Source organism: Actinophytocola sp. (genome assembly GCF_036378875.1).
Taxonomy (GTDB): Bacteria; Actinomycetota; Actinomycetes; order Mycobacteriales; family Pseudonocardiaceae; genus Actinophytocola.
The window spans coordinates 30,778-53,165 of sequence record NZ_DASUVO010000011.1; the positions used below are offsets into that span (position 1 = coordinate 30,778).

Genomic DNA, 22,388 nt, shown 5'->3' on the forward strand with positions numbered 1-22,388 from the left:
CGCGAGGTTGGGGCTAGGCGCGGATGAGTTGTTCCGCGCGGACTTTGAGTGCGTGCGCGACCGAGTCGAAGCCGGCCTTGATCCAGTCGCCGGTCATCTCCATGACCCTGTCGGCGTACTTGCCGCTGATCGTGTCCGTGGTGTGGTAGGCGCAGCGGTCCGGGCCCAGCTCAGCGATCCACTGGTCGCGAATCGCGAAGATGCCCGGCATCTCCTCGGCGGTGTCGTACTGGAGATGGTGCGGGCGGTCGACGATCCGGACGTACTCGCGGTTGAGGAACGTGCTGTCCGACCCGTCCACCGCCGGCAACGTGAGATCGATGGGGGACCCGATCTCGAGGGTCGTCGCCACCGAGACCGTATACGGATTCCACTGTGGATAGTTGGGGTAGTCGACCAGCACGTCCCACACGAACGCCGCAGGCGCCGCGATCTCCACCTTGACTGAAGTGACTACGTGCGTCATGCCGGCATGTACTCCCCACCGTTGACGTCCAGTACCGCGCCCGTCACCTCGGAGGCCAGGGGCGACAGCAGGAACAGGATCGCGCCGGCGCACGCCTCGTCGGGCGGGATGCGGTTCAGCGGGTTGCGGCCGGCGATCTCGTCGTAGATGTCCTGTTCGGACACTCCGCGCTGCTCCGCCGTCATCTTCAGGTAGAACCGCACCCCGGGACCGTCGAGCCAGCCGAGAACGGCCTGGTTGACCCGGATTCCGCGCTCGCCGAGCTCCAGCGCCAGATACTGCGTCGCGCACCCCATCGCGGCCTTCGCGACCGCGTAGCCGCCCTCGCCGCGCATGGGTTTGCGGGTGGACTGCGTGCCAACGTTGACGATCGAGCCGCCGGAGGTCATGTGCGGCACCACCGCGCGGGCCATCTCCAGCGACCCGTGCAGGATGATGTCCAGCGACCGGCGCAGCTGCTTGTCCGGCGTGTCAAGGAGATCGGTGAACCCGGGGTGCGAGTAGGCGGAGTTGACCAGGCCGGTGACCTTGCCGTACCGCTCGACGGCCGTCGCCGCCACGCGAGCCACGTCGTCGGACTTGCGCACGTCGCACGGCACCGCGACCGCGTCCCCGCCCGCCGCCGCGATCTCCTTCGCCACCTGGTCCATGACCTGGCTCGACCGGGCGGCCATCACGACCTTCGCGCCCTCGGCGGCCGCCCGCGCGGCGAGCTTCGAGCCGAGCCCCGGCCCGACACCGGAGACGATGACGACCTCACCGTCCAAGATCATGGAATGACCTCCTCGTAGAATGCGAAGTCCCGCGTCAGTTCCGCTTTGCTGAGCCCGAAGTCCTCCGCCGTGTACGTGTGCGAGCCGTGTCGCTGCTCGCGGTTGCGGTCCAGGTACGCGGCGAACGCGTCCTCGTCCGCGGGCAGCCCCAGCCCGGTCATGACGCGCGCTGCCTCCGTGACCGGGTTGGCCACGACGTCCCGGAACCGAGCGTCCACGAACCGGTCCGGCCGGCGGCGCCGAACCGCGATGAACTCGCGCAGCGTCGTCGCGAAGCGGTCGCGCCAGTAGCGGCCGATCGCGACCTGGTCGACGTCCTCGCTGTACTGCCGGCAGATCGAGCTGACCATGGACGCGTACGACGGCACGGCCTCGGCGGGGGACCGGTGCGTCATGACGATCTTGCAACCGGGGAACGTGTCGAGCACCGTGTCCACCGCGGTGAGGTGGTGCGGCGACTTGAGCACCCACGGTTTGCCGCGCCGCGACGGGTCCTGCCACTGCAGCACCTGCAGCCACTCACGCAGTTCCCGGTAGGCCGGGCCCTGGTCGACCTTGCGCAGCCACAGACCGTACGTCGGCACCTGGTAGAACGAGTCGAAGCTCATCGACGTGAACGTGCGGTCGAGCAGGATGACGTCCTCCTCCGGCCCGTCCCACTCGATCGTGTGGATGTCGCCGAACTCCGGGGTCATCTCCAGGAACAGCTTCGCTCGGTCCTGCGCGCGTTGCTTGCGTTGTGCCGCGTCCGGTCCCTCACCCGGGAACGGCAGCGGGTACGAGGTTTCCCACGACAGCGTGGAGGTCACGTGCGGTGAGGACGCCAGAAGCCGGTGCAACAGCGTGGATCCCGTGCGTGGCAGCCCACAGATCTCCGCCGCGACAGCGACTTCCTCGGCCACCACCTCGGGGTGCTCGCGTTGCAGCTGCCGCAGCCGCAGGCGATCCGCGAGCAACGCGGTGAGCCGCCGCTGTGTCAGCGCCAGCCCCAACTCGGACAGGCGCGCCTCGGTCGCGAGCGCGCCGACGAGCACGCGTAGGGGCTCGACGAACCACTCGTCGCCGTAGTCGCTCAGCCCGGTCTTCTCGCGTGCCGTGGTGAGCAGGTCGTCGAGATCGAGAGCTGTCACGATGCCTCCAGGTCGATCACGCGGCACGTTGGTATGGGGTGGTTCGTGGCGCCGAGCCAGCGCAGCAGCGCGGTGCCGCTGGTGTGGCCGCAGGTGTCGATCCAGTTGCCCCACCCCGGATCCCGCTCGGCGACGACGATCGTCAGCTTCTCGCCGTCGAGTTTCGCCGTGTGCTTGTTGACGGTGATCCGGCGCTCGTGGTCGAGCGACTCCATCCACCAGTTGTCCAGCTGGAAGTTCCAGTATGGACAGTCAGGGACCTCGGTCTCGATCACCCACGCCTGCCCGGGTTTCAGCGTCCAGTACCCGTGCAGGTAGAAGATCTCCGGATCGCCGCCGGCCCGTTGGAACATGTCCTGCCCGAAGTCCGGCAACTCGTTGGGGCGGCTGGAGAAAAGCTCGGTCCAGTGGGCGAAGGTCGCCGCCGTGCCGTGCACCGACAGGGCCGCGCGCTTCAACGCCTTGGCGAGAAAGGCGGGCTCCAGGTCCTTGGGCGTCGCCGGCCCACCGACCTGCTCGATGTGCCACTGCCCTGGCGACTCGGTCGTGCGGTCGAGGTAGGTCTGACGCACGACGAGCCCGGTCGAGTCCGGCGCGAGCGGCAACCAGTTCTTGTCGTGCGGCGTCGCGCTGGCGATGATCTCCACGGTGCCGTCCTCGTCGACGAGGAGATCGCGGTCGGACAGCTCCCCGGTGGAGGCCATGGTGCCGTCCTTGGCGTACCGGTTGGCCTTCGAGCCGATGCTGAAGTAGGCGATGGTGCCCCGCGTGCCGGTGATCCGGTAGGTCCGGTCGCCCCGGATGTTCGCCGAGAGGTAGACGTTGTCGGGGTTGTCGGCCCCGATCTTGACCCGGTCCAGCTCGTGGAAGCGGGGAAAATCGGGGTCGGCGTTCTCGACGGTGGAGTAGAGCATCTCGCGGACCAGCCGCGTCAGGTACCGGTAGCCCTCGACCCGGTCGAGCGGGGTGGCCGGGGCACTGTCCCGCAGCACGACCTCGCCGGCCTTCTCCAGCGCACGGCAGAACTCCGCCCACGCCTGCCCGGAGACGACCTCCGCCGAACCGTCACCCATGACACCCTCCCGCATGGCGAATCTAGAACAGGTTCTACCAGAGGGCCGGGTATTGGACAATGTTCAGAACCGGGGCGCGGACCCAGTGTGGCCGGAAGGTGCCTGCTGGTGACATCGCCTTCTGTGGCTCTCAGGGGAGGCAGGTGTCGGTGCACTGTCCTACCCTCAGCAGTGTGAGCGGTCATCGTGTGTCTGAGGTGGACAACCTGCGCACCATGATGGTGGCGTGGGTGATCGGGGCTCATGCCCTGATGGGCTACTCGACGGTCGGTGGCTGGGCGTATGACGAGGTCAACGAGGTCACCTTCGCGCCGGGGTCCGAGTTGGTGCTCACGATCCTGATCGGCCCTTCCGGGTTGTTCGTGATCGGGGCGTTCTTCTTCGTGGCCGGGCTGTTCACGCCGGCGTCGGTGCGGCGCAAGGGGCGTCGCGACTTCGTGCTGGATCGGTTCAGGCGCCTCGGTCTGCCGTGGTTGCTCTCCGCGTTGCTGCTGTGGCCGCTGTCGCTGTGGATCGCCTACCGAGCCGCCGGGCACGACGCGACCCCGTGGTCGGTGCTGGCCGACCGGGAGCCGTTCCTCGACTCGGGCGCGCTGTGGTTCGCGCTCGTACTGCTGCTGTTCTCGCTGGGTTACGCCCTGTGGCCGTGGCGGGCGCGGGGCACCGTGCCGGCCGCGCGTCACCTGGTCGTGGCGGCCGGCGCCATCACGGTGGGCAGCTTCGTCACCCGGCTGTGGTTCCCGGCTCGCAGCGGCCAACCGGGCGACCTCCACCTGTGGCAGTGGCCGCAGTGCCTGGGGATGTTCCTGCTCGGCGTCGCCGCGGCACGCTCCGACTGGGTGCGCCGACTGCCGAACCGCCTGTTCCGGCTCACCGGGGCCGTCGCGGGCGGCACACTGGTCCTCGTGCCGATCCTGGCTCTCGTGCTGGGCGTCACCAGCGCGGCCTCCGGCGTCGACGCCTACGTCGGCGGCTGGCACTGGGAGTCACTCCTCACCGCGGCACTGGAAGGTGTGCTGGTGGTGTTCGGCTCGGTGTGGCTGCTCGGTCTCGCACAGCGGCGGTTCACATGGTCCGGACCGCTCGCGAGCGCGTGCGCACGCGGTGCTTTCCCGGCGTTCGTGCTGCAGGGGCCGGTGCTCGTGCTGCTCGCGGTGGCACAGCGGCCGCTGGTCCTGCCGGCCGAGGTGAAGGCCATCGCACTGCTGGTGACGGGGCTCGCCGCGAGCTTCTGGCTGGGTAACCTGCTGACCAGTCGCGCACGTTCGGAGCCCGTCGTCCGAACGGCCTGAAACCAGGGGTGAGAGTGGGCTCGACCGAGGACCTCGCGGTCGCTGTTCTCCGGGGCGCGGTGGATGTCGTCCACCGATGGCCGGAAGGTTAGGACCAGCAGACCTACGTTTCGACCTTCGTCGGGGTGGCGGCGCCGGGTGCCGAACGGTTGACGTTGCGGTTCTCGAACGGTTCCCGCATGGAGATCAACGTGACCTCCGTTGATCGACTGGTGTTCGTCGGCGTGATCGGACACTCCGATGAGGAGCTGTCGGTTCACGTCAGCTGAGAGCCCTCGGTTTGTCGCTCCGCTCGGTGGGTATGTCCACCAGCCGACGGAGGGGGTGTTCGTGGCGGACGCGGTAGCGGTGGTCTACACCGCTGCCGGCGCGGCGACTCTTGCCGCCGCGTTGCTGCCGCGGGTTCTCGGGCGCGCACCGGTGTCGATGCCGATGGTGTTCCTTGCGGTCGGGGCGCTGGCGTTCACCGTGATCGAACCGCTGCCGGCGCCGGATCCGCGTCAGCACAGCGCGGTCGCGCTGCACCTCACCGAGTTGTGCGTGATCGTCTCGTTGATGGGGGCCGGACTCGCGCTGAACCGCCCGGTCGGCTGGCGCCGCTGGTCCATCACGTGGCGACTGTTGGGCATCACGATGACGCTGACCATCGCGGCCGTCGGGTTCCTCGGGTGGGCCGTGCTCGGTCTGGGGCTCGCGTCGGCGTTGCTGCTCGCGGCCTCGCTCGCGCCGACCGACCCGGTGCTGGCGACCGAGGTACAGGTCGCGGAGCCGGCCGCACACCCGGACGACGAAGAGGACGAGGTGCGGTTCGCGCTGACCTCCGAGGCGGGACTCAACGACGGCCTGGCCTTTCCCTTTGTCTACGCGGCAATCGCCGTCAGCGGTGCGGCGCCGTCCGTGTGGCACTGGCTCGGCGTGGACGTCGTGTGGCGCCTGGCCGCCGGTCTCCTTGTGGGCCTGGGTGCCGGTTGGGCGCTGCGCAAGCTCTTCTTCGACGCGCCGTCGGAGCGGGTGCGTCTCGCCGAACACGCGGAAGGCTTCGTCGTGCTCGCGGCGACCTTCCTCGCCTACGGCCTCGCGGAAGTCGTCGAGGGCTACGGTTTCGTGGCGGTGTTCGTGTGCGCGTGCACTCTCCGCGCGGGCGAGCGAGCCCACGGCTACCACCGCGTTCTGCACCAGTACGTCGAACAGGTCGAGCGGATGCTGACCGTGCTGGTGATCTTCCTGCTCGGCGGGGCCGCTGCCACCGGACTGCTCGCGGGCACCACGTGGCGGGAGGTGCTGTTCGCCGTTCTCGTCCTGGCCGTCGTCCGGCCCGCGGCGAGCCTCGTGGGGCTGGTGGGCGGCCCGACCGGACCGCGCGAACGGACCGTCATCTCGTTGTTCGGTGTGCGTGGCGTCGGCTCGGTGTTCTATGTGGCCTACGCGTTCCAGGCCGGCCAGTTCCCGGACACGCTCTGGCGGATCGTCACCCTCGTCGTGATCGGCTCCATCGTCCTACACGGAATCACCGCGACCCCGGTCATGCGACTACTCGACCGCGAGCGTGAGCGCCACGGCGCCCTGACGGGATACTGACACCGCTAGCCGGCCTGCGAGCTGATCAGTGCGTCCACCTGGGTGGGAGACAGTGCGTGGTCGATGACCATGACCGCGGCGCCGATGATGCCCGCCCGGTCGCCGGTGCGGGACTGCACGATTCGCAGGTCCTGTGTGGCGAGTGGGAGCGACCGCTTGTAGACGACCTCTCGCACGCCGGCGATCAGGTGCTCGCCCGCCTGCGCGAGGGAACCGCCGATCACGATCACCGACGGGTTGAACAGCGACACGGCCGCCGCCAGGACCTCGCCGATGTCGCGGCCCGCCTGGCGGACGAGGTGGAGTGCCTCCACTGAGCCGCCGCGGGCCAGCGTCACCACGTCCCGGCTGGTCGTGGCCGGCAGGCCCTGCTCGGTCAGCTTCGCCGCGATGGCAGCACCGCTGGCCACGGCCTCCAGACAACCCGTGTTGCCGCACCGGCACACGATGTCCGCGCCGTGCGGTAGTTGTAGGTGGCCGAGGTCGCCTGCCGCGCCCTGGGCGCCTCGGTGCAGGCGGCCGTGGCTGATCAGGCCGCTGCCGATGCCCGTCGCCACCTTGACGAACATCATGTGCTCGGCCATCGGCCACTGCGTGAAGTGCTCGCCGAGCGCCATGATGTTGACGTCGTTGTCGACCATGGCCACGACGCCGAGGCGGTCCCGCAGATAACTCTGCACGTCGAAGTTGTCCCAGCCGGGCATGATCGGCGGGTTCACCGGGCGTCCGCTCGAGTGCTCGACCGGGCCGGGCAGGCCGACGCCGATGCCGATCAGCTCGGCCGGGCTGCGGCCGATGCTGGTGAGCAGTTCGTGGAAGCGGTCGATGGTCCAGCCGAGCACGGTCTCCGGGCCGAGCGCGACGTCCAGGTCGTCCCGGTTCTCGGCCAGCACCGTACCCGCCAGGTCGGTGACGGCGACGCGGGCGTGGGTAGCGCCCACATCGGCGGCGAGGGCGACCCGCGCCGACGGGTTGAACGCGAACTGCGCGGGCGGCCGGCCGCCGGTGGACGTGGCCTCGCCGGCCGGGCCGATGAAGTTGGCGCCGAGCAGCGCGTCGATCCGCTGGGCGATCGTCGACCGGGCGAGCCCGGTGATGGCGGCCAGCTCAGAACGGGTGCGGGGCTGCCCGTCACGCATCAGGCGTAACAGGGCGCCGGCGCCCGCACCAACGTCGGCTACGTAGCTCACCACCGGGCCTTCTACCACGTCAACAGTGAAACACACGGGGGTTCTGCCGGATGCCCAGAACGTACGATGGCAACAACATCGCAACTTTTGATTGTTAAGTGTCAAAAGTCGGGTTAGGTTCACGGCATGGCAGTGACGCCGCTCACCGGCACCGTGTTGCGGATGCGTGACATCCGGAAGTCGTTCCTCGGAGTGCCCGTCCTGCACGGGGTTGACCTGGACCTGCGCGCCGGCGAGGTGCACGCGCTGATGGGGGAGAACGGCGCGGGCAAGTCCACGCTGATGAAGATCCTTGCCGGGGTCTACCAGGCCGACGGCGGCACCATCGAGCTCGCGGGCGAGTCCGTCGCCTTCGCCCACCCGCTCCAGGCCCAGCAGGCCGGCGTCTCGACCGTGTTCCAGGAGTTCAACCTGCTACCCGAGCGCACGGTCGCGGAAAACGTGTTCCTCGGGCGTGAGCCTCGCCGGCGCGGGCTGGTCGACGCCGAGAAGATGAACGCCGACACCGAGGCACTGCTCACCGACCTGGGCCTCGACTGGCTGACGCCGCGACGCCGGGTGCGCACTCTTTCCGTTGCGGGGCAGCAGATCGTCGAGATCGTGAAGGCGCTGTCGTACGACGCGCGGATCATCTCGATGGACGAGCCGACCGCGGCACTCGCCGACGAGGAGGTCGAGCTGCTCTACGGGCTCGTCCGCACGCTGCGCGAACGCGGCGTGGCCATCCTCTACGTCTCCCACCGGCTCAAGGAGATCTTCGACCTCTCCGACCGGGTCACGATCCTCAAGGACGGTGCGCTCGTCGACACGGTGGCAACCGCGCAGATCACCCCGGACGAGCTGGTCCGCAAGATGGTCGGCAGGCCGATCACGAGCTTCTTCCCCGACAAGCTGCCCGGCACCGAGGTGGGCGAGGTCCGGCTGCGGATCCGCGGCGGCGGCAACGACCAGCTCGACGGCATCGACCTCGACGTGCGGGGCGGTGAGATCACCGCGCTCGCGGGGCTGCAGGGCAGTGGCCGCACGGAGATCGCGCACGCGTTGTTCGGTGTCGCCCGGTTCACCAGGGGCACGGTCGAGCTGGACGGCAAGCCGGTACGGCTGCGCTCGGCACGCCAGGCGGTGAAGGCCGGGCTCGCGCTCGTGACAGAGGACCGCAAGGCGGAAGGGTTGGTGCTCAACCAGTCCGTGGCCGCGAACGCCCGGCTCGTGCTCGACGCGGTGCTGCCCGGACAGGCCGGCCGGGGGGCCAAGCGGATCCCCGGCATCCTCTCGTCGCTGGAGCTGGTGTCCCGAGGACCCGACCAGGAGGTCCGGTTCCTGTCCGGCGGCAACCAGCAGAAGGTCGTGCTGGCGAAGTGGCTCGCCACCGATCCGGCCGTGATCGTGCTCGACGAACCGACGCGCGGTATCGACGTCGGCGCGAAACAGAAGGTGTACACGCTGATGCGGGAGCTGTGCGAGCGCGGCGTGGCGATCCTGATGATCTCCTCCGAGCTTCAGGAGGTCATCGGCATGGCCGACCGCGTCGTCGTGCTCAGAGATGGCCGTATAGCGGGAGAACTGCCCTCGGGGTCCGATGAGGAGAGTGTGATGGCGGTCGCGACCGGGCAGGTGGAGACGGCATGAGCGGCGCCTGCGGAGCGTTCCGGTGCCACGGAGCGGGCGAGGAGGCGGCATGACGACCATTATCAAGCCCCGGCTCATGGCGCGGCTGGGTAGTACCGAGCTGGTCTACCTGGCCCTGGTCGGGATACTTCTGATCGGCGCGGTGCTCGTCGCCACCAAGGGCGGGAACCTGTTCGCCACGGCCAATCTCGTCGACATGCTGACCCGCTCCAGCCTGCTCGGGTTCGTCGCGTTAGGACAGACGTTCGTCATCCTGTGCGGCTCGCTCGATCTCTCCGTCGGCTACACGATGGCGCTGTGCAGCCTCATCGGGGCGACGACGATGGCCGGCGACCCGGCGAAGGTGCCGCTCGGCATCGCGGCCGTGCTCGTGGTGGCCGCCGGGATCGGGTTGGTCAACGGGCTGGCCGTGTCCGTGCTGAAGGTCAACCCGTTCATCGCGACCCTCGGCGTCGGCCTGATCATCAAGGGCTACCTGGACACCAACTACCAGGGACCTGCCGGTGACGTGCCCGCGTCGTTCCAGCAGTTCGGCTACACCCGCATCGGGTTCGTGCCGCTGTCGACGGCGGTGATGCTGATCGCGGTCGTGCTCGGCATCCTGTACCTGCGCAAGAGCCGCACCGGCTACCACATGTTCGCGGTCGGCGGCAGCAAGGACGTGGCGCGGCTGTCCGGGATCCGCACCGGGCGCGTGATCGTCACCGCCCACGTGCTGTGCTCGGTCGCCGCCGGCGTGGCCGGGCTGCTGATCGCGGCGCGGTTCGGCACCGGCAGCGCGCTGGTCTACAGCTCCGGCTACGACCTCGACTCGATCGCGGCGGTCGTGCTCGGCGGCACCCTGCTGATGGGTGGCCGCGGCGGCGCCGCGGGCACGCTCGGCGGGGTCCTGATCCTCGCGGTGCTCGACACGGTGTTCAACCTGCTGCAGGTGGACCCGTTCTTCAAGGACGTGCTGCGCGGCGTGGTGATCATCGCCGCGGTCGCGATCTACGCCCGCCGCCAGATCGACCGCAAGGCAAGCCGTCCGCGCTTCGGCGGAAACGGCGGCGCACCACCAGAACCGGCGCCAACCCCTGATCCGGCCCCGGCAACGCAGGGAGCGACACGATGATCTCGCGCGCGCGTTACCCAGCCCCCACCCGTTCCCGGGGGCGTCCCGCCGTGCCAGTCTACCGGTGGGGGCTGACATTCCCCGGTTGTTACTGGCCGGTTGTGGACAACTGCGTTGCTGTGGACAACTCGGGGGTGGGTCGATGACCGCCACCGCTACCCGTGCCTCCAGCGCGCGGGACACGCTCGGGCGGCTGTTCGGCGGCGGCAGCGCCACCGTTTTCGCTCTGCTCTTCGTGGTTTTCGCCGTCATCTTCTTCCTCAACCCGAGCTTCTTCGAGCCGCCGTCGCTCATGGCGTTCCTCAAGAAGGCCGCGCCGCTCGTCGTGCTCGCCGTGGGGCAGTACCTCGTGATCGTGTGCGGGGAGATGGACCTGTCGGTCGGCTCGCTCGTCGGTGCTCAGGTGGCGATCGCTGCCGGTCTGATCGACGGCGAGGAGAGCCGGACGTTGCCGGTGATGCTGGTGATGATCGCGTTCGGCGTGCTCGTCGGGTTGGTCAACGGGCTCGTCGTGACCCTCCTCAAAGTCCACTCGCTGATCACGACGCTCGGCATGATGCTCGTGCTGTTCGGCGCGATCCGGTTGTGGACCGGCGGCGCGCCGACGGGTGCGCTCTCCGATGGTTTCCGGCAGGTCGGTCGCGAGGGGATCGACCTGCCGGTGGTGCGACAGCTGCCGTGGGCGGTGCTGGTGGCGGTCGCGGTCGTCGTGGTGGTGGCCGTGCTGATGCGGCGCCCCTACGGTCGCACGCTCGTCGCGACCGGCGACAACGACAAGGCGGCGGCGTTCGCCGGCGTCCGTGTCTGGCAGGTGCGGACGGTCGCGTTCGTGCTGTCGAGTGTGCTGGCCACCGTCGCCGCCGTGCTCATCGGCGGCTACGCGGGGGTCGACGCACAGGTCGGCAACGGCCTGGAGTTCACCGCGATCACCGCGGTGGTCCTCGGTGGTGTGGTGCTCGGTGGCGGCCGGGGCACGGTCCTGGCCGCGATGGCCGGCGCACTCACCGTCGAGGCCCTTTTCACCCTGTTCAACCAGCTCCGGCTGGAAGCCACCTGGCGGCCGACCGTGCAGGGACTGATCATCATCGCGGCCGTCGCCTACGCCGCCCGCGAACGAGCAACTTCGACCCCCAAGCTCTAGGAGGAGAGAAACCGATGCGGAGAACTTTGGTCGCGGGGATCGCCGCCGCGGCGCTCACGCTGACCGCCTGCGCCACCGACACCCCGACCGAGTCGGCACCCGGCGGCGAGCAGCCGGAACAGGAGCAGTCGCAGGAAGGCGAGTGGTTCGACCAAGCCGTCTACGACAAGCAGCTCGCCCAGCGCGACGCCACCCCGGAGGGTCCCGCCGACCAGCCGTGGTTGCAGGCCATCGAACCCCAGATGGTCGACACCGCCCAGTACAAACAGGACGGCAAGACCCTCTGCTTCTCCAACGCGTCGATCAGCAACCCGTGGCGCGTCACCGGCTGGATCACCATGCAGCAGCAGGTGGACGTCCTCAAGCAGGCCGGTGAGATCGGCGAGTTCCGGGTCTCCGACGCCGCGGACGACGACAACAAGCAGATCTCCGACATCCAGGCCTTTGTGGACGCGGGCGACTGCAACGCGATCATCATCTCCCCGTCCACGACCGCGACGCTGACCCCGGCCGTCGAGACGGCGTGCAAGAGCGGCGTGCCGGTCATCGTGTTCGACCGTGGTGTCGAGACCGACTGCATGGTCACGTTCATCCACCCGATCGGCGGCTACGCCTACGGCGCGGACGCGGCCGAGTTCCTTGTGGACAAGCTGGAGCCGGGCTCGAAGGTGCTGGCACTGCGCATCCTGCCGGGTGTCGACGTGCTGGAGCACCGCTGGGCCGCAGCACAGCAGATCTTCGGCGACAGCGAGCTGGAAGTCCTCGGTGACGAGTTCACCGGCGGTGACGGCGCGAAGATCAAGGACATCGTCACCCAGTACCTGCAGCGCGGTGACGTCGACGGCATCTGGATGGACGCCGGTGACGGCGCGGTCGCGGCCATCGAGGCGTTCGAGGACGCCGGCAAGGACTACCCGGTGATGGCCGGAGAGGACGAGCTCTCCTTCATGCGCAAGTGGAAGGACACCGGGATGACCGCGATCGCGCCGGTGTACTCGAACTTCCAGTGGCGCACGCCGATCCTCGCCGCGGTGAAGATCTGGAAGGGCGAGCAGGTGGCGAAGGAGTGGGTGCTGCCGCAGGAGCCGATCACCGACGCCGACCGCGACGAGTATCTCGACCGCAACAAGGACATGCCGAGCCTGCACTACGCCAAGTTCGGCGGCGAGGACCTGCCCGGCTTCCCGACCGCCTGGAAGGACCGCTGAGTTGAGACGTACCCTCGGCGTCAACACCTGGGTGTGGACGTCCCCGCTCACGAATGCCTCGCTCGCGGAGTTGGCGCCGAGGATTGCCGGCTGGGGGTTCGACGTGGTCGAGCTCCCGGTCGAGAACCCGGGTGACTGGGACCCGGCACGAGCCGCGACGCTGCTGGCCGACCTCGGGCTGGCCGCCAGCGTCGTGCTCGTGATGGGCGCCGGTCGGGAGCTGGTGGCGGCCGACGCCACCACCGTCCTGTCCACACAGGACTACCTGCGCCACGTGGTCGACGTGGCGGCGGCGGTCGGCTCCCCGGCGATCGCCGGTCCCGCGTACGCGTCGGTCGGCCGCACCTGGCGGATGTCGCCCGACGAGAGGAAAACCCGGTACGCGGAGCTTCGGGACGGGCTCGTGCCGGTGGTCGAGCACGCGGCCTCGGCCGGCGTGCGCGTGGCCGTTGAACCGTTGAACCGCTACGAGACCAGCCTGATCAACACCGTCGACCAGGCACTCGAGGCGCTCGACGGCCTGCCGGACACCTGCGGGATCGCGCTGGACATCTACCACATGAACATCGAGGAGACCGACCTGCCAGCGGCCGTCCGTCGTGCGGGCGGCCGCATCGCGCACGTCCAGGTATGCGCCAACGACCGAGGCGCGCCGGGCACGGATCACCTTGACTGGCAGGGCTTCCTCGCGGCGTTGGACGACGCCGGCTATCAGGGCCCGCTCGTGATCGAGTCGTTCACCGCCGAGAACGCGACCATCGCGACCGCCGCATCCGTGTGGCGGCCGCTCGCCCCGACACAGGACCACATCGCCACGGACGGCTTGGCGTTCCTGAGGAAGGTGATGCCGTAACCCCCTGCACCACCCCATCGGCGCCGGCACGCCGCACGGGTCATGACATCCACGTAGTTCCTCAGTGGAGAGGCACCACTTTCTCATGAACCTACGCAGATCGCTGGCCGTTGTGACCGCCGGCGCCGTGGGGCTTTCGATGCTCGGCGGCGCGCCGGCCACGGCCCATCCGGGCGACCACGGCGAAGCGCACGTCCTGATCTTCACCAAGACCACCCAGTTCCGGCACACGGAGGCCATCGAGCAGGGCGTGCCCGTGCTCCGGGCCTCGTTCGAGGAAGCCGGCATCACCTCCGAGCACACAGAGGACTCCTCGGTCTTCAACGACGAGGCACTGTCCCACTTCGACGCGCTCGTGATGTTCCAGGCGTCCGGCGATCCGTGGAACGCCGCGGAGAAGGCCGCACTCGAACGCTACACGCAACGCGGCGGCGGCATCGTCGCAATCCACAACGCGACCGACATGCGTGGCAACTACGCCTGGTGGGACAACATGATCGGCGCGCTGATGCCCGGTCACGCCGCCACCGGCTCAAGCCCCGGCCTCCCCGGCACCGTCCGGGTCGAGGACCGCACGCACCCGTCGACCAAGCACCTGCCGCAGCGCTGGAACCGCGCCGACGAGTGGTACAACTTCTCGGCCAACGTGCGCGGCTCGGCCCACGTGCTGGCCACAATGGACGAAACCACGTACGACCCGGGCGGCAACGCCATGGGCTACGACCATCCGATCTCGTGGTGCAAACCGTACGACGGCGGCCGTGCGTGGATGACCGGCATGGGGCACTTCGGCGCGCACTACACCCAGGAGACGGGGCTCGTCGAGCACATCCTCGGGGGCGTGAAGTGGGCCGCCGGCATGGAGGCCGGCGACTGCGGCGGCACGAAGTGGGACCAGTTCGAGCGTGTCCCGCTCGACCAGAACACCAGTGCGCCGTATGCGATCGACGTCGCCCCCGACGGCCGGGTGTTCTTCACCGAGCTGGTCCGCGGTCAGATCCGGGTGTACGACCCGGAGACGCGCACGACCTCGACCGCCGTCACCCTCCCGGTCTACTCGGGTGGTGAGGACGGACTGCTCGGTATCGCGCTCGACCCGAACTTCGCGGAGAACGGCTGGCTCTACGTCTACCGTTCGCCGGCGAGCACCAACGACACGGACCCGGCGAACTTCTTCAACCGGTTGTCCCGCTTCACCGTCGGCGGGGGCTCGCAGATCGACCCGGCATCGGAGAAGGTCCTGCTCGAGGTGCCGGCCCGCCGGCTGCCCGACGAGCCGGGCCACACCGGCGGGGGTCTCGACTTCGACCAGAACGGCAACCTGTACCTCGGCGTCGGCGACGACGTGAACCCGCACTCCGAACCGTCCGGCGGCTACGCTCCACTGTCCGAACGGGACGGAACCTTCCACGACTCGCGGGCGACCTCGGCCAACACCAACGACCTGCGCGGCAAGATCCTGCGCATCACACCGCAACCGGACGGCACCTACACGATCCCGTCGGGCAACATGTTCGCGCCGGGCACGGAGAAGACCCGTCCGGAGATCTACGCGATGGGCTTCCGCAACCCGTTCCGGTTCTCGATCGACCCGAAGACCGGTGCGCTCGGGGTGGCGGACTACGCGCCGGACGCCGGCACTGACAACCCGAACCGAGGACCCGCCGGCATCGTCGAATGGAACCTGGTCGACGAGCCGGGCTTCTACGGCTTCCCGCTGTGCATGGGGAACAACGAGCCGTTCCGGGACGTCGACTACCGGACGAACCCGGTGACGGTCGGTCCGTACTTCGACTGCGCCAACCCGGTCAACGACTCGATCCGCAACACCGGGCTGACCCAGCTGCCGCCGGCCAAGCCGGCGAAGATGTGGTACGGCTACCAGCGTTCCTCGGTGCCGGCGGTCATCCCGCAGGGCGGTGGTCTCGCGCCGATGGGCGGCCCGTTCTACGACTTCGACGAGAACCTGGACTCCGACACGAAGTTCCCGGCGTCCTACGACGGCAAGGCCTTCTTCTACGAGTGGTCCCGCAACAAGATGTACTCGGTCATCCCCGGCGAGGGTGACCGCGCCGGGACTGTCGAGAAGGTCAACCCGTTCCTGCCGCAGACGCAGTTCCTCGCGCCGATCGACTCGAAGTTCGGTTCGGACGGTTCGATGTACGTGCTGGACTGGGGCGGTGGTTTCGGCCGGGACAACCCGGACTCGGGGCTGTACCGGATCGACTACGTGTCCGGTTCGCGCTCGCCGACCGCGACGGCCACGGCGACCCCGGACTCGGGCCAGGCGCCACTCGAAGCCCGGTTCAACGGATCGTCGAGCACGGACCCGGAGAACGAGACGCTCACGTACGCGTGGGACTTCGACGGTGACGGCACGACCGACTCGACCGAGGTCTCGCCGTCGCACACCTACACGGCGAACGGGGTCTACGACGCCCGGCTCACGGTGACCGACCCCGCGGGCAAGACCGGCACCACCACGGTGCCGATCACGGTCGGCAACACCAGGCCGAACCTGGCCTTCCAGTTGCCGCCCAACGGGGCGTTCTTCGACTTCGGCGACGACATCAGCTGGCAGGTCGACGTCTCCGACGCCGAGGACACCACGATTCCCGACGAGTCCGTGGTGATCCAGGCCGCGCTCGGGCATGACGCCCACGCGCACCCCGGGGATCCGCTGCACGGCCGGACCGGCACGGTCACGACATCGCTTGGCGGCGGGCATGCCGAGGGCATGAACGTCTTCTACGCGATCGACGGCCGCTACGCCGACAACGGTGGCCCGGGTGGCATTCCGTCGCTCACCGGCTCCGCGACCACGCTGCTGTTCCCCAAGCAGCGGGAGGGCGAGTTCTTCACCAGGTCCAGCCAGGTGACGGTCGGTCCGTCGCGCGACATGGAGGGCCACGGCGACGCGGTCATCGGGCAGAACGGCGCGTGGGCGGCGTACGACCCGGTGAACCTGCACAATGTGGACGCTCTCGTCGTGCGGGCGTCCGCGAACGCGGCCGGCAAGATCGAGCTGCGCCGCGGCGCACCGGACGGTCCGCTGCTCGGCACGGCAGATGTCCCGGCCACCGGTCCGACGTCCTATGTGGATGTTCCGGTGTCGGTGACGGACCCGGGTGAGTCGTTCACGCTGTACGCGGTCTTCCCGGGTGCCGGGGAGCGCCGGGTGAACTTCATCGAGGCCGACGGCAAGGGCGCCTCCCCGGCGGCCAAGCCGAAGGTCGCCATCACCGCGCCGACCGCGGAGGCTGACCTGGAGCCGGGAGCCATCCCGGTCCGGGCGTCCGCCACCGACGCGGAGAGCGCGATCACCCAGGTCGAGTTCTTCGTGGACGGTCAGTCGATCGGCGTGGACACCGCCGCCCCGTACGAGGTCACGTGGAACGCGGCGGACGAGCGGCGTTACCGGCTGACCGCGGTGGCCACGAACGATCGCGGGGCGTCGACCACGTCCAGGATCGTGCAGGCCGAGGTCGGTGACCTGTTCGGCGACTGGCAGACGTTCACGAACGTCCAGTCCACTTTCGACCGCCCGGACACCGACAGGTGGATCATCAACGCCGGCGGCGCGAACATGTGGCAGGGTACCGACGAGTACGGCTCGGTCTACCTGCCGGGTGGGGCCGACACGGAGTGGACGGCCACCGTCAAGATCGAGCGGCAGGGCAACTCGGCCGGCTCGGCGAAGGCTGGGATCATCGTCCGCAACGACGTGACGCAGCCGGGCAGGTCGCCGGGCTACGCGGCGATGGTGCTGAGACCGGGACCGGGCTTCGAGTGGCTGCGGGACGGCGATGGCAACGGCACGCTCGACTCCAGCACGGGCGCCGGTACCACCGGCTACCCGGCATGGGTGCGGCTGGTCCGCGACGGCGACTCCTACACCAGTTACTGGAGCCGGGACGGGGAGAACTTCACCGCCGTCGGCGATCCGGTGACCCTGCCGAACGCGGCGTCCACACAGGACATCGGGCTCGTGGTGACCGCGCACAACGCGGCGGCGACGAGCGAGGTCGAGTTCTCCGGGTGGGACCTGGACGACGAGGCGTGGACCCCGGGTCCGGACCCGGAGCCCGAGCCTGCGCCCACGTGCCAGGTACAGGGCACCGACGCGTTCGACGGGTCGGCGCTGAACCGGACCCGGTGGAGCACCGTGCGTGGCGCGAACGACCTGCCGGCGCGGGTCGAGAACGGCAAGCTGGTGCTGCCGGTGACGAACGGCGACATCAACGAGGGCGCCACCGGCCCGATCAGCTACGTCGGCCAGCCGGCGCGCTCCGGTGAGTGGACGGCGACGACGACGTTGTCGATCCCGCACACCCGGCAGTGGCAGCACGCGGGCATGCTGGTGCACGGCAGCGACAACGACTACGTGAAGCTGGCGTTCACCCGCAACAACTCGGGCGGCCGGTTGATGGAGTTCCAGACGGAGGCGAACGGTACGCGGACATGGCACGCGAACCAGGCGCTCCCGGCGGACTTCCCCTCCACTGTCCATCTGCGACTGTCCAGCAACGGCACCGCGTTGACGGCCGCGTACTCGACGAACGGCGAGACGTGGACGGCACTGCCCGGCTCGGCGGCACTGCTGCCGAACGCCACCGTCGGCCTGCTGGCCGCCGGTGACACGGCGGCACACGAAGTGGACGCGTCGTTCGACCACTTCACCGTCACCCCGGACTCGACCGACACGGGCGAGCGGGCGCCGACCGACGAGTTCGACGGCACGGCGATCGACGGTTGCCGGTGGAACAGGGTGGTGCGGTACGACTCGGCCCACCTGTCCGTTGTGGATGGTCAGCTGCGGATCAAGACGCAGCTGGGCGACATCAACGGCGGTGACAACCAGAATCCGCGTAACTTCGTGCTCCAGCGGGTGCCCGAAGGCGACTGGACCGCGGAGACCAGGGTGACACCGGCGATGCTGCACCAGTGGCAGCTGGCCGGCCTGATCGTGTACGGCAACGACGACAACTACGTGAAGTTCGACATCCTCGCCAACAACACGAGCGGCTCGGCGAAGAGCCTGGTCGCGGAGCTGGTTTCCGAGAAGAACGGTCAGTTCGGCAACGGCGGCAACCGGAACATCGACATCGCGGAGACGTCCGAGAGCGGATGGTTCCACCTGCGGCTGTCGAAGACGGGCGACACCTACGCTGCCGAGATCAGCGACGGCGGCGTCAACTGGCGGTCCCTGGGTGACCCGGTGACCAACGACGCCGACCTGACCTCGTTCGGCCTGATGGCGATGGGTCCGGAGCAGACGGCGCCGGTGACGGTGGCGTTCGACTACTTCCGGGTCGGCGGGCCGCCGGACCGCGAGGCACCGGTCGTCACGGCGACGGTGTCGCAGCCGGACGGTGCGAACGGCTGGCACCGCACACCGGCGACGGTGACGGCGGAGGCCACCGACAACCGGACGGACGGCGTCAGCGTCCAGTACCGGTCCGGTGAGGGAGAGTGGACGCCGTACACCGCGCCGGTGGTGCTGTCCGAGGACGGCACGCACTCGCTGGAGTTCCGGGCGGTCGACGCCGCGGGCAACGTGTCGGAGCCGGTGGCGGCCATGGCACTGGTGGACAAGACCGCACCCGCGGTGACGGTCACCGGGGTCGCGGCCGGCGCCAGCTACGACGTTGGCACGGCGCTCAACCTCGCCGCGGCCGCGGACGACCCGGCCTCCGGTGTCGGTTCGGTACAGGTGCGTCTGGACGGTAAGCCGGTGCAGACCCCGCTGTCGGTGACCCCGACCGCGGGCACGCACGAACTCCGTGTGGTGGCAACGGATGAGGCGGGCAACGCCGCGGAAGCGGTGGTCCCGTTCACGATCGCGGTCACCTACGAGACGGCGGCCGAGCTGCTCACCCGCTACCGCGCGGAGGGCAAGCTCGGACTGGGCTACTACCTCCAGCTGTACGTGTTCCTCCGCGCGGCGGAGGTGTTCAGCCAGGTGGGACTGGACCAGTTGGCGGCAGCGTCACTTGACCGCTTCGCTTCGATCGCGGCGAAGGTCCCGAACGCGGAGGTCCGCGCCCAGCTGACGGCCGTCGCGACGGTCCTGAAGGGAGCGCTCACCGCATAACCGACCGGGACCGGTGCCGGCCGGTCCCACCCCGGTGCTGGAGCACACGCTCCAGCACCGGGGCCCTTGATCTCCACTTGACCGAGTCTGTGCAACCTCCTTTGCAGCGACTAGGTTCATGTGCATGGCACACATCGATCTGGGCGTCGACGAGACCGAGTTCCCTGGTATCAGGGGACCGATGATGTACCGGCCGGAGACCGCCAAGCCGTTGAACGAGCTGGCGGAAGTCCTGTTACGGGCCCAACCCCACTCCATGACCCCCGGCGAACGCGAACTGATCGCGGCGTACGTGTCCGGGCTGAACAACTGCAACTTCTGCTGCTCGTCACACTCCGCCTTCGCCGCGGCCCAACTACCGACCGGCATGCAACTGGTCGACGAGGTCCGCGCGAGCGTCGACGAGGCGCCGGTCTCACCCAAACTCCGTGCCCTGCTGCACATCGCCGCCGCGGTACAGAAGTCAGGACGCGAGGTCACCACCGAACTGGTCGCCGCCGCCCGCGACGAGGGCGCCACCGACCTCGAGATCCACGACACGGTCCTGATCGCGGCCGCGTTCTGCATGTACAACCGCTACGTCGACGGCCTGGCCACCCTGGCCCCGGCAGACCCGGCCGCCTACACCGAGTCCGCCAAGCGAATCGTGGAACACGGTTACCAGGCCCCGGTTCCGACGCCCTGATCCGCCGGGAGCCCTTGAGATGGGCCTGTCACGCCGGGGCGGTCATGGCGGCGATGCCCGCGTGCGCGCGGGGTGAGTTCGAACTCGTCACAGATCGCCTCGGCCGGCCGGTACTGGGGCCCGCCTCTCCCGTCCCTTCGTCGAATGTGCGAACTGGAGGCTGGGTGGAGGTCAGGCGGCGGCGATTGCTTCGATCTCCAGCAGCCAAGCTTCGTCGTAGATGCCGGTGATGATGATCGTCAGCGCGGGGTTGTGATCGCCGAGGACCTCGTGCCGGATGCGGGCGTTGGCGTCCCGATACCGCCGGTCGGCCAAGAAGATGGTGACCTTGACGAGGTCGCGTTCGGTCATACCGGCGCCTTTGAGGACGGTCAGCACGTTGTGCCAGGCGAGGCGGCATTGGGCGTCGAAGTCGTCGGGCACGGTTCCGTCGGGTGTTTCGGGAACCTGGCCGCTGATGAACAGGATGCGGTCGACGTCGGTGATCAGTGCGCCCTGGGCGTAGGACCGGGGTTGGGGATCGAGGCTGGTGAGCTGCATGCCGTGCAGGGTAGGAGCGTGACGGCGTGTGGTCGACTCGTTTCGGACGAATCGCTTCTCTTCGCCGCCCGTCGCGTTCCCGCGGGGTCGGAACGAAGTCAGCGCGCGCGGCCGTGGGCGTCGTGGGGGAGGTCGGCGTAGTGCCACTGGTGGTCGCGGGTTAGTTGGCACGCCGCTTCCAGGTCGCCGGATCGTAGTACTCGCAACAACTCCGCGTGTTCGTCGGCCACCTCGGGGAGGTTTGGTTCGACGGCGAGCAACGTGACCGCCGTGCGGGCCTCGATCTGTAGGGCCTCCCAGGCGTGTTTCAGCAGTTCGTTGCCGGCGGCCTCGATGACGTGGCGGTGGAACGACACGCTCGCGGCGCCGATCGCCTGGGTGTCGCCCGCACGCGCTGCTTTCCGCATGGTGTCGACGTCCGCCTGTAGGTCCTCGAACGGGAGGGTGCCGGCCGGGATGGCGAGGCGGGTCGCCGTTTCCTCCAGTGCCGCGCGTACGACGTAGCTCTCCTTCAGCGTCTGCTGGATGAAGTGGCGCACGAACGTGCCGCGCCGCGGGCGGGTTTCCACCATGCCGATGGCTTCCAGCTCGCGCAGCGCCTCCCGCACCGGTGCCTGGCTCGTGCCGTACTCGTCGGCGATCCGGGTTTCCACCAGGCGCGTGCCCGGCTCCAGCTCACCCGTCACGATGCGCCGGACCAGCGCGTCGCGGATCTGCCGGCCCAATGTGAGCCGGGGGAGGGGCGTCGTCTCGGTCACTGTGCTCCTCCGGAGGGGCTTGACGGTCGTCGTCGGCAACCGTAGCGTCGCACATAGATTATCAATTATCGATAATTCGAGCCTCGATGAGGAGGCCTTGTGCTCTCGAAGCTCCACCTGCCGTGCTCGGCGGCAGAAGCTGTCGACCTCCTGAGGCTCGGCGGCTGGGTCATCGGCGGCGGCACCGTCGTGATGCCGAAGGTCAACACCGGCGCTGTGCCCGTCGAGCACCTGATCTCCCTGCGACACGCCGGGCTCGCCGGCATCCGCGTCGCCGGGCGGACGGTGACGATCGGCGCGGCCACCACGCTCGCGGAGCTCGGCGCCCACGACGAGCTCCGCTTCCTTCATCCCGTGATCTCCTCGATCGCCTCGCCTCCGGTGCGCAACCTGGCCACGGTCGGCGGGAACCTCCTGGTCCCGCAACCGCACGGCGACCTCGCCGTGGCGCTGCTCGCCCTCGACGCGCGCATCGACGTGCTGAGCGTGGACGGCACGCGGACGATCCCGGTCGACGCGCCCGTGGCCCGGCACGAGATCGTCACGCAGGTCCACTTCGGACTGCCGAACGGTCAGTGGCGCTACCGCAAGGCCATGCGGCGCAAGCACAACTCGGCGTCGATCGTCACGGTGGCCGCCGTGCTCGGGGACGACACCCGCATCGCGCTCGGCGGGGTGGCCCCGCGCCCCATCCGCGCGCGGGCGGCCGAGCGGATCCTCGCCGCCGAGCCCGGAGCGGCAGAAGCCGCCGCCGAGGCCGCGCGGGAGGGCATCGAACCGTTCGACGACGCGTACGCCTCGGCCTGGTACCGCACCCGCGTCCTCCCTGTCCACGTGCGCCGGGCCCTGCTGGGCGAAGACTGA

General features: G+C 69.2%; 18 protein-coding genes. 11 read left to right on the forward strand and 7 right to left on the reverse strand.

The window, feature by feature from the left end; genetic code table 11:
• Positions 1-13: 13 nt before the first annotated feature.
• The 4 genes from VF106_RS03250 to VF106_RS03265 are packed head-to-tail and all read right to left on the reverse strand — an operon-like array spanning position 14 to position 3,442.
• Positions 14-466, reverse strand: coding sequence for an SRPBCC family protein (locus tag VF106_RS03250; RefSeq protein WP_330838030.1), 453 nt, complete (start codon positions 464-466; stop codon positions 14-16).
• Positions 463-1,239, reverse strand: coding sequence for an SDR family oxidoreductase (locus tag VF106_RS03255; RefSeq protein ID WP_330838031.1), 777 nt, complete (start codon positions 1,237-1,239; stop codon positions 463-465). Before VF106_RS03255 ends, VF106_RS03250 begins: the two co-directional genes overlap by 4 nt.
• The gene (locus VF106_RS03260; protein WP_330838032.1) at positions 1,236-2,369 is read right to left on the reverse strand and encodes a sulfotransferase family protein; all 1,134 of its coding nucleotides are present in this window, start codon (positions 2,367-2,369) and stop codon (positions 1,236-1,238) included. Before VF106_RS03260 ends, VF106_RS03255 begins: the two co-directional genes overlap by 4 nt.
• Complete coding sequence (locus tag VF106_RS03265) at positions 2,366-3,442, reverse strand: DUF1214 domain-containing protein (RefSeq protein ID WP_330838033.1); 1,077 nt, start codon at positions 3,440-3,442, stop codon at positions 2,366-2,368. Before VF106_RS03265 ends, VF106_RS03260 begins: the two co-directional genes overlap by 4 nt.
• A 173-nt stretch (positions 3,443-3,615) precedes the next feature.
• On the opposite strand from VF106_RS03265, the gene VF106_RS03270 reads away from it, so the two are divergent.
• The 3 genes from VF106_RS03270 (at position 3,616) to VF106_RS03280 (ending at position 6,312) form a co-directional block, all read left to right on the forward strand.
• Positions 3,616-4,734, forward strand: a complete 1,119-nt coding sequence (locus tag VF106_RS03270; RefSeq protein ID WP_330838034.1) for an acyltransferase family protein — start codon at positions 3,616-3,618, stop codon at positions 4,732-4,734.
• A 125-nt stretch (positions 4,735-4,859) separates the two neighbouring features.
• Entirely contained in the window at positions 4,860-5,003 is a 144-nt protein-coding gene (locus VF106_RS03275; RefSeq protein WP_330838035.1) for a hypothetical protein, read from the forward strand.
• A 61-nt stretch (positions 5,004-5,064) separates the two neighbouring features.
• A complete protein-coding gene (locus VF106_RS03280) occupies positions 5,065-6,312 on the forward strand; it encodes a cation:proton antiporter (protein WP_330838036.1) in 1,248 nt (415 codons plus the stop codon).
• 5 nt (positions 6,313-6,317) lie between these two features.
• Here VF106_RS03280 and VF106_RS03285 read toward each other — a convergent pair whose 3' ends face one another.
• Positions 6,318-7,505: an ROK family protein gene (locus VF106_RS03285; RefSeq protein WP_330838037.1), complete on the reverse strand. Its 1,188-nt coding sequence runs from the start codon at positions 7,503-7,505 to the stop codon at positions 6,318-6,320.
• A 123-nt stretch (positions 7,506-7,628) separates the two neighbouring features.
• Here VF106_RS03285 and VF106_RS03290 point away from each other — a divergent pair, with 123 nt between their 5' ends.
• The 7 genes from VF106_RS03290 (at position 7,629) to VF106_RS03320 (ending at position 20,226) form a co-directional block, all read left to right on the forward strand.
• Positions 7,629-9,131, forward strand: a complete 1,503-nt coding sequence (locus VF106_RS03290; protein ID WP_330838038.1) for a sugar ABC transporter ATP-binding protein — start codon at positions 7,629-7,631, stop codon at positions 9,129-9,131.
• Between the two features lie 49 nt (positions 9,132-9,180).
• On the forward strand, positions 9,181-10,245 hold the full coding sequence (locus tag VF106_RS03295) for an ABC transporter permease (RefSeq protein ID WP_330838039.1): 1,065 nt from the start codon (positions 9,181-9,183) through the stop codon (positions 10,243-10,245).
• 142 nt (positions 10,246-10,387) lie between these two features.
• Positions 10,388-11,386: an ABC transporter permease gene (locus tag VF106_RS03300; protein WP_330838040.1), complete on the forward strand. Its 999-nt coding sequence runs from the start codon at positions 10,388-10,390 to the stop codon at positions 11,384-11,386.
• Between the two features lie 14 nt (positions 11,387-11,400).
• Positions 11,401-12,594, forward strand: a complete 1,194-nt coding sequence (locus VF106_RS03305; protein WP_330838041.1) for a substrate-binding domain-containing protein — start codon at positions 11,401-11,403, stop codon at positions 12,592-12,594.
• Position 12,595: 1 nt separating this feature from the next.
• Positions 12,596-13,447, forward strand: a complete 852-nt coding sequence (locus tag VF106_RS03310) for a sugar phosphate isomerase/epimerase family protein (protein WP_330838042.1) — start codon at positions 12,596-12,598, stop codon at positions 13,445-13,447.
• Positions 13,448-13,532: 85 nt separating this feature from the next.
• Positions 13,533-19,541: a ThuA domain-containing protein gene (locus tag VF106_RS03315; RefSeq protein WP_330838043.1), complete on the forward strand. Its 6,009-nt coding sequence runs from the start codon at positions 13,533-13,535 to the stop codon at positions 19,539-19,541.
• A 124-nt stretch (positions 19,542-19,665) separates the two neighbouring features.
• Complete coding sequence (locus VF106_RS03320; protein ID WP_330838044.1) at positions 19,666-20,226, forward strand: carboxymuconolactone decarboxylase family protein; 561 nt, start codon at positions 19,666-19,668, stop codon at positions 20,224-20,226.
• A 171-nt stretch (positions 20,227-20,397) separates the two neighbouring features.
• Here the strand turns inward: VF106_RS03320 and VF106_RS03325 are convergent, their stop codons facing one another.
• On the reverse strand, positions 20,398-20,766 hold the full coding sequence (locus VF106_RS03325) for a RidA family protein (protein WP_330838045.1): 369 nt from the start codon (positions 20,764-20,766) through the stop codon (positions 20,398-20,400).
• 98 nt (positions 20,767-20,864) lie between these two features.
• Positions 20,865-21,524, reverse strand: coding sequence for a GntR family transcriptional regulator (locus tag VF106_RS03330; protein WP_330838046.1), 660 nt, complete (start codon positions 21,522-21,524; stop codon positions 20,865-20,867).
• Positions 21,525-21,623: 99 nt separating this feature from the next.
• Here VF106_RS03330 and VF106_RS03335 point away from each other — a divergent pair, with 99 nt between their 5' ends.
• On the forward strand, positions 21,624-22,388 hold the full coding sequence (locus tag VF106_RS03335; RefSeq protein WP_330838047.1) for an FAD binding domain-containing protein: 765 nt from the start codon (positions 21,624-21,626) through the stop codon (positions 22,386-22,388).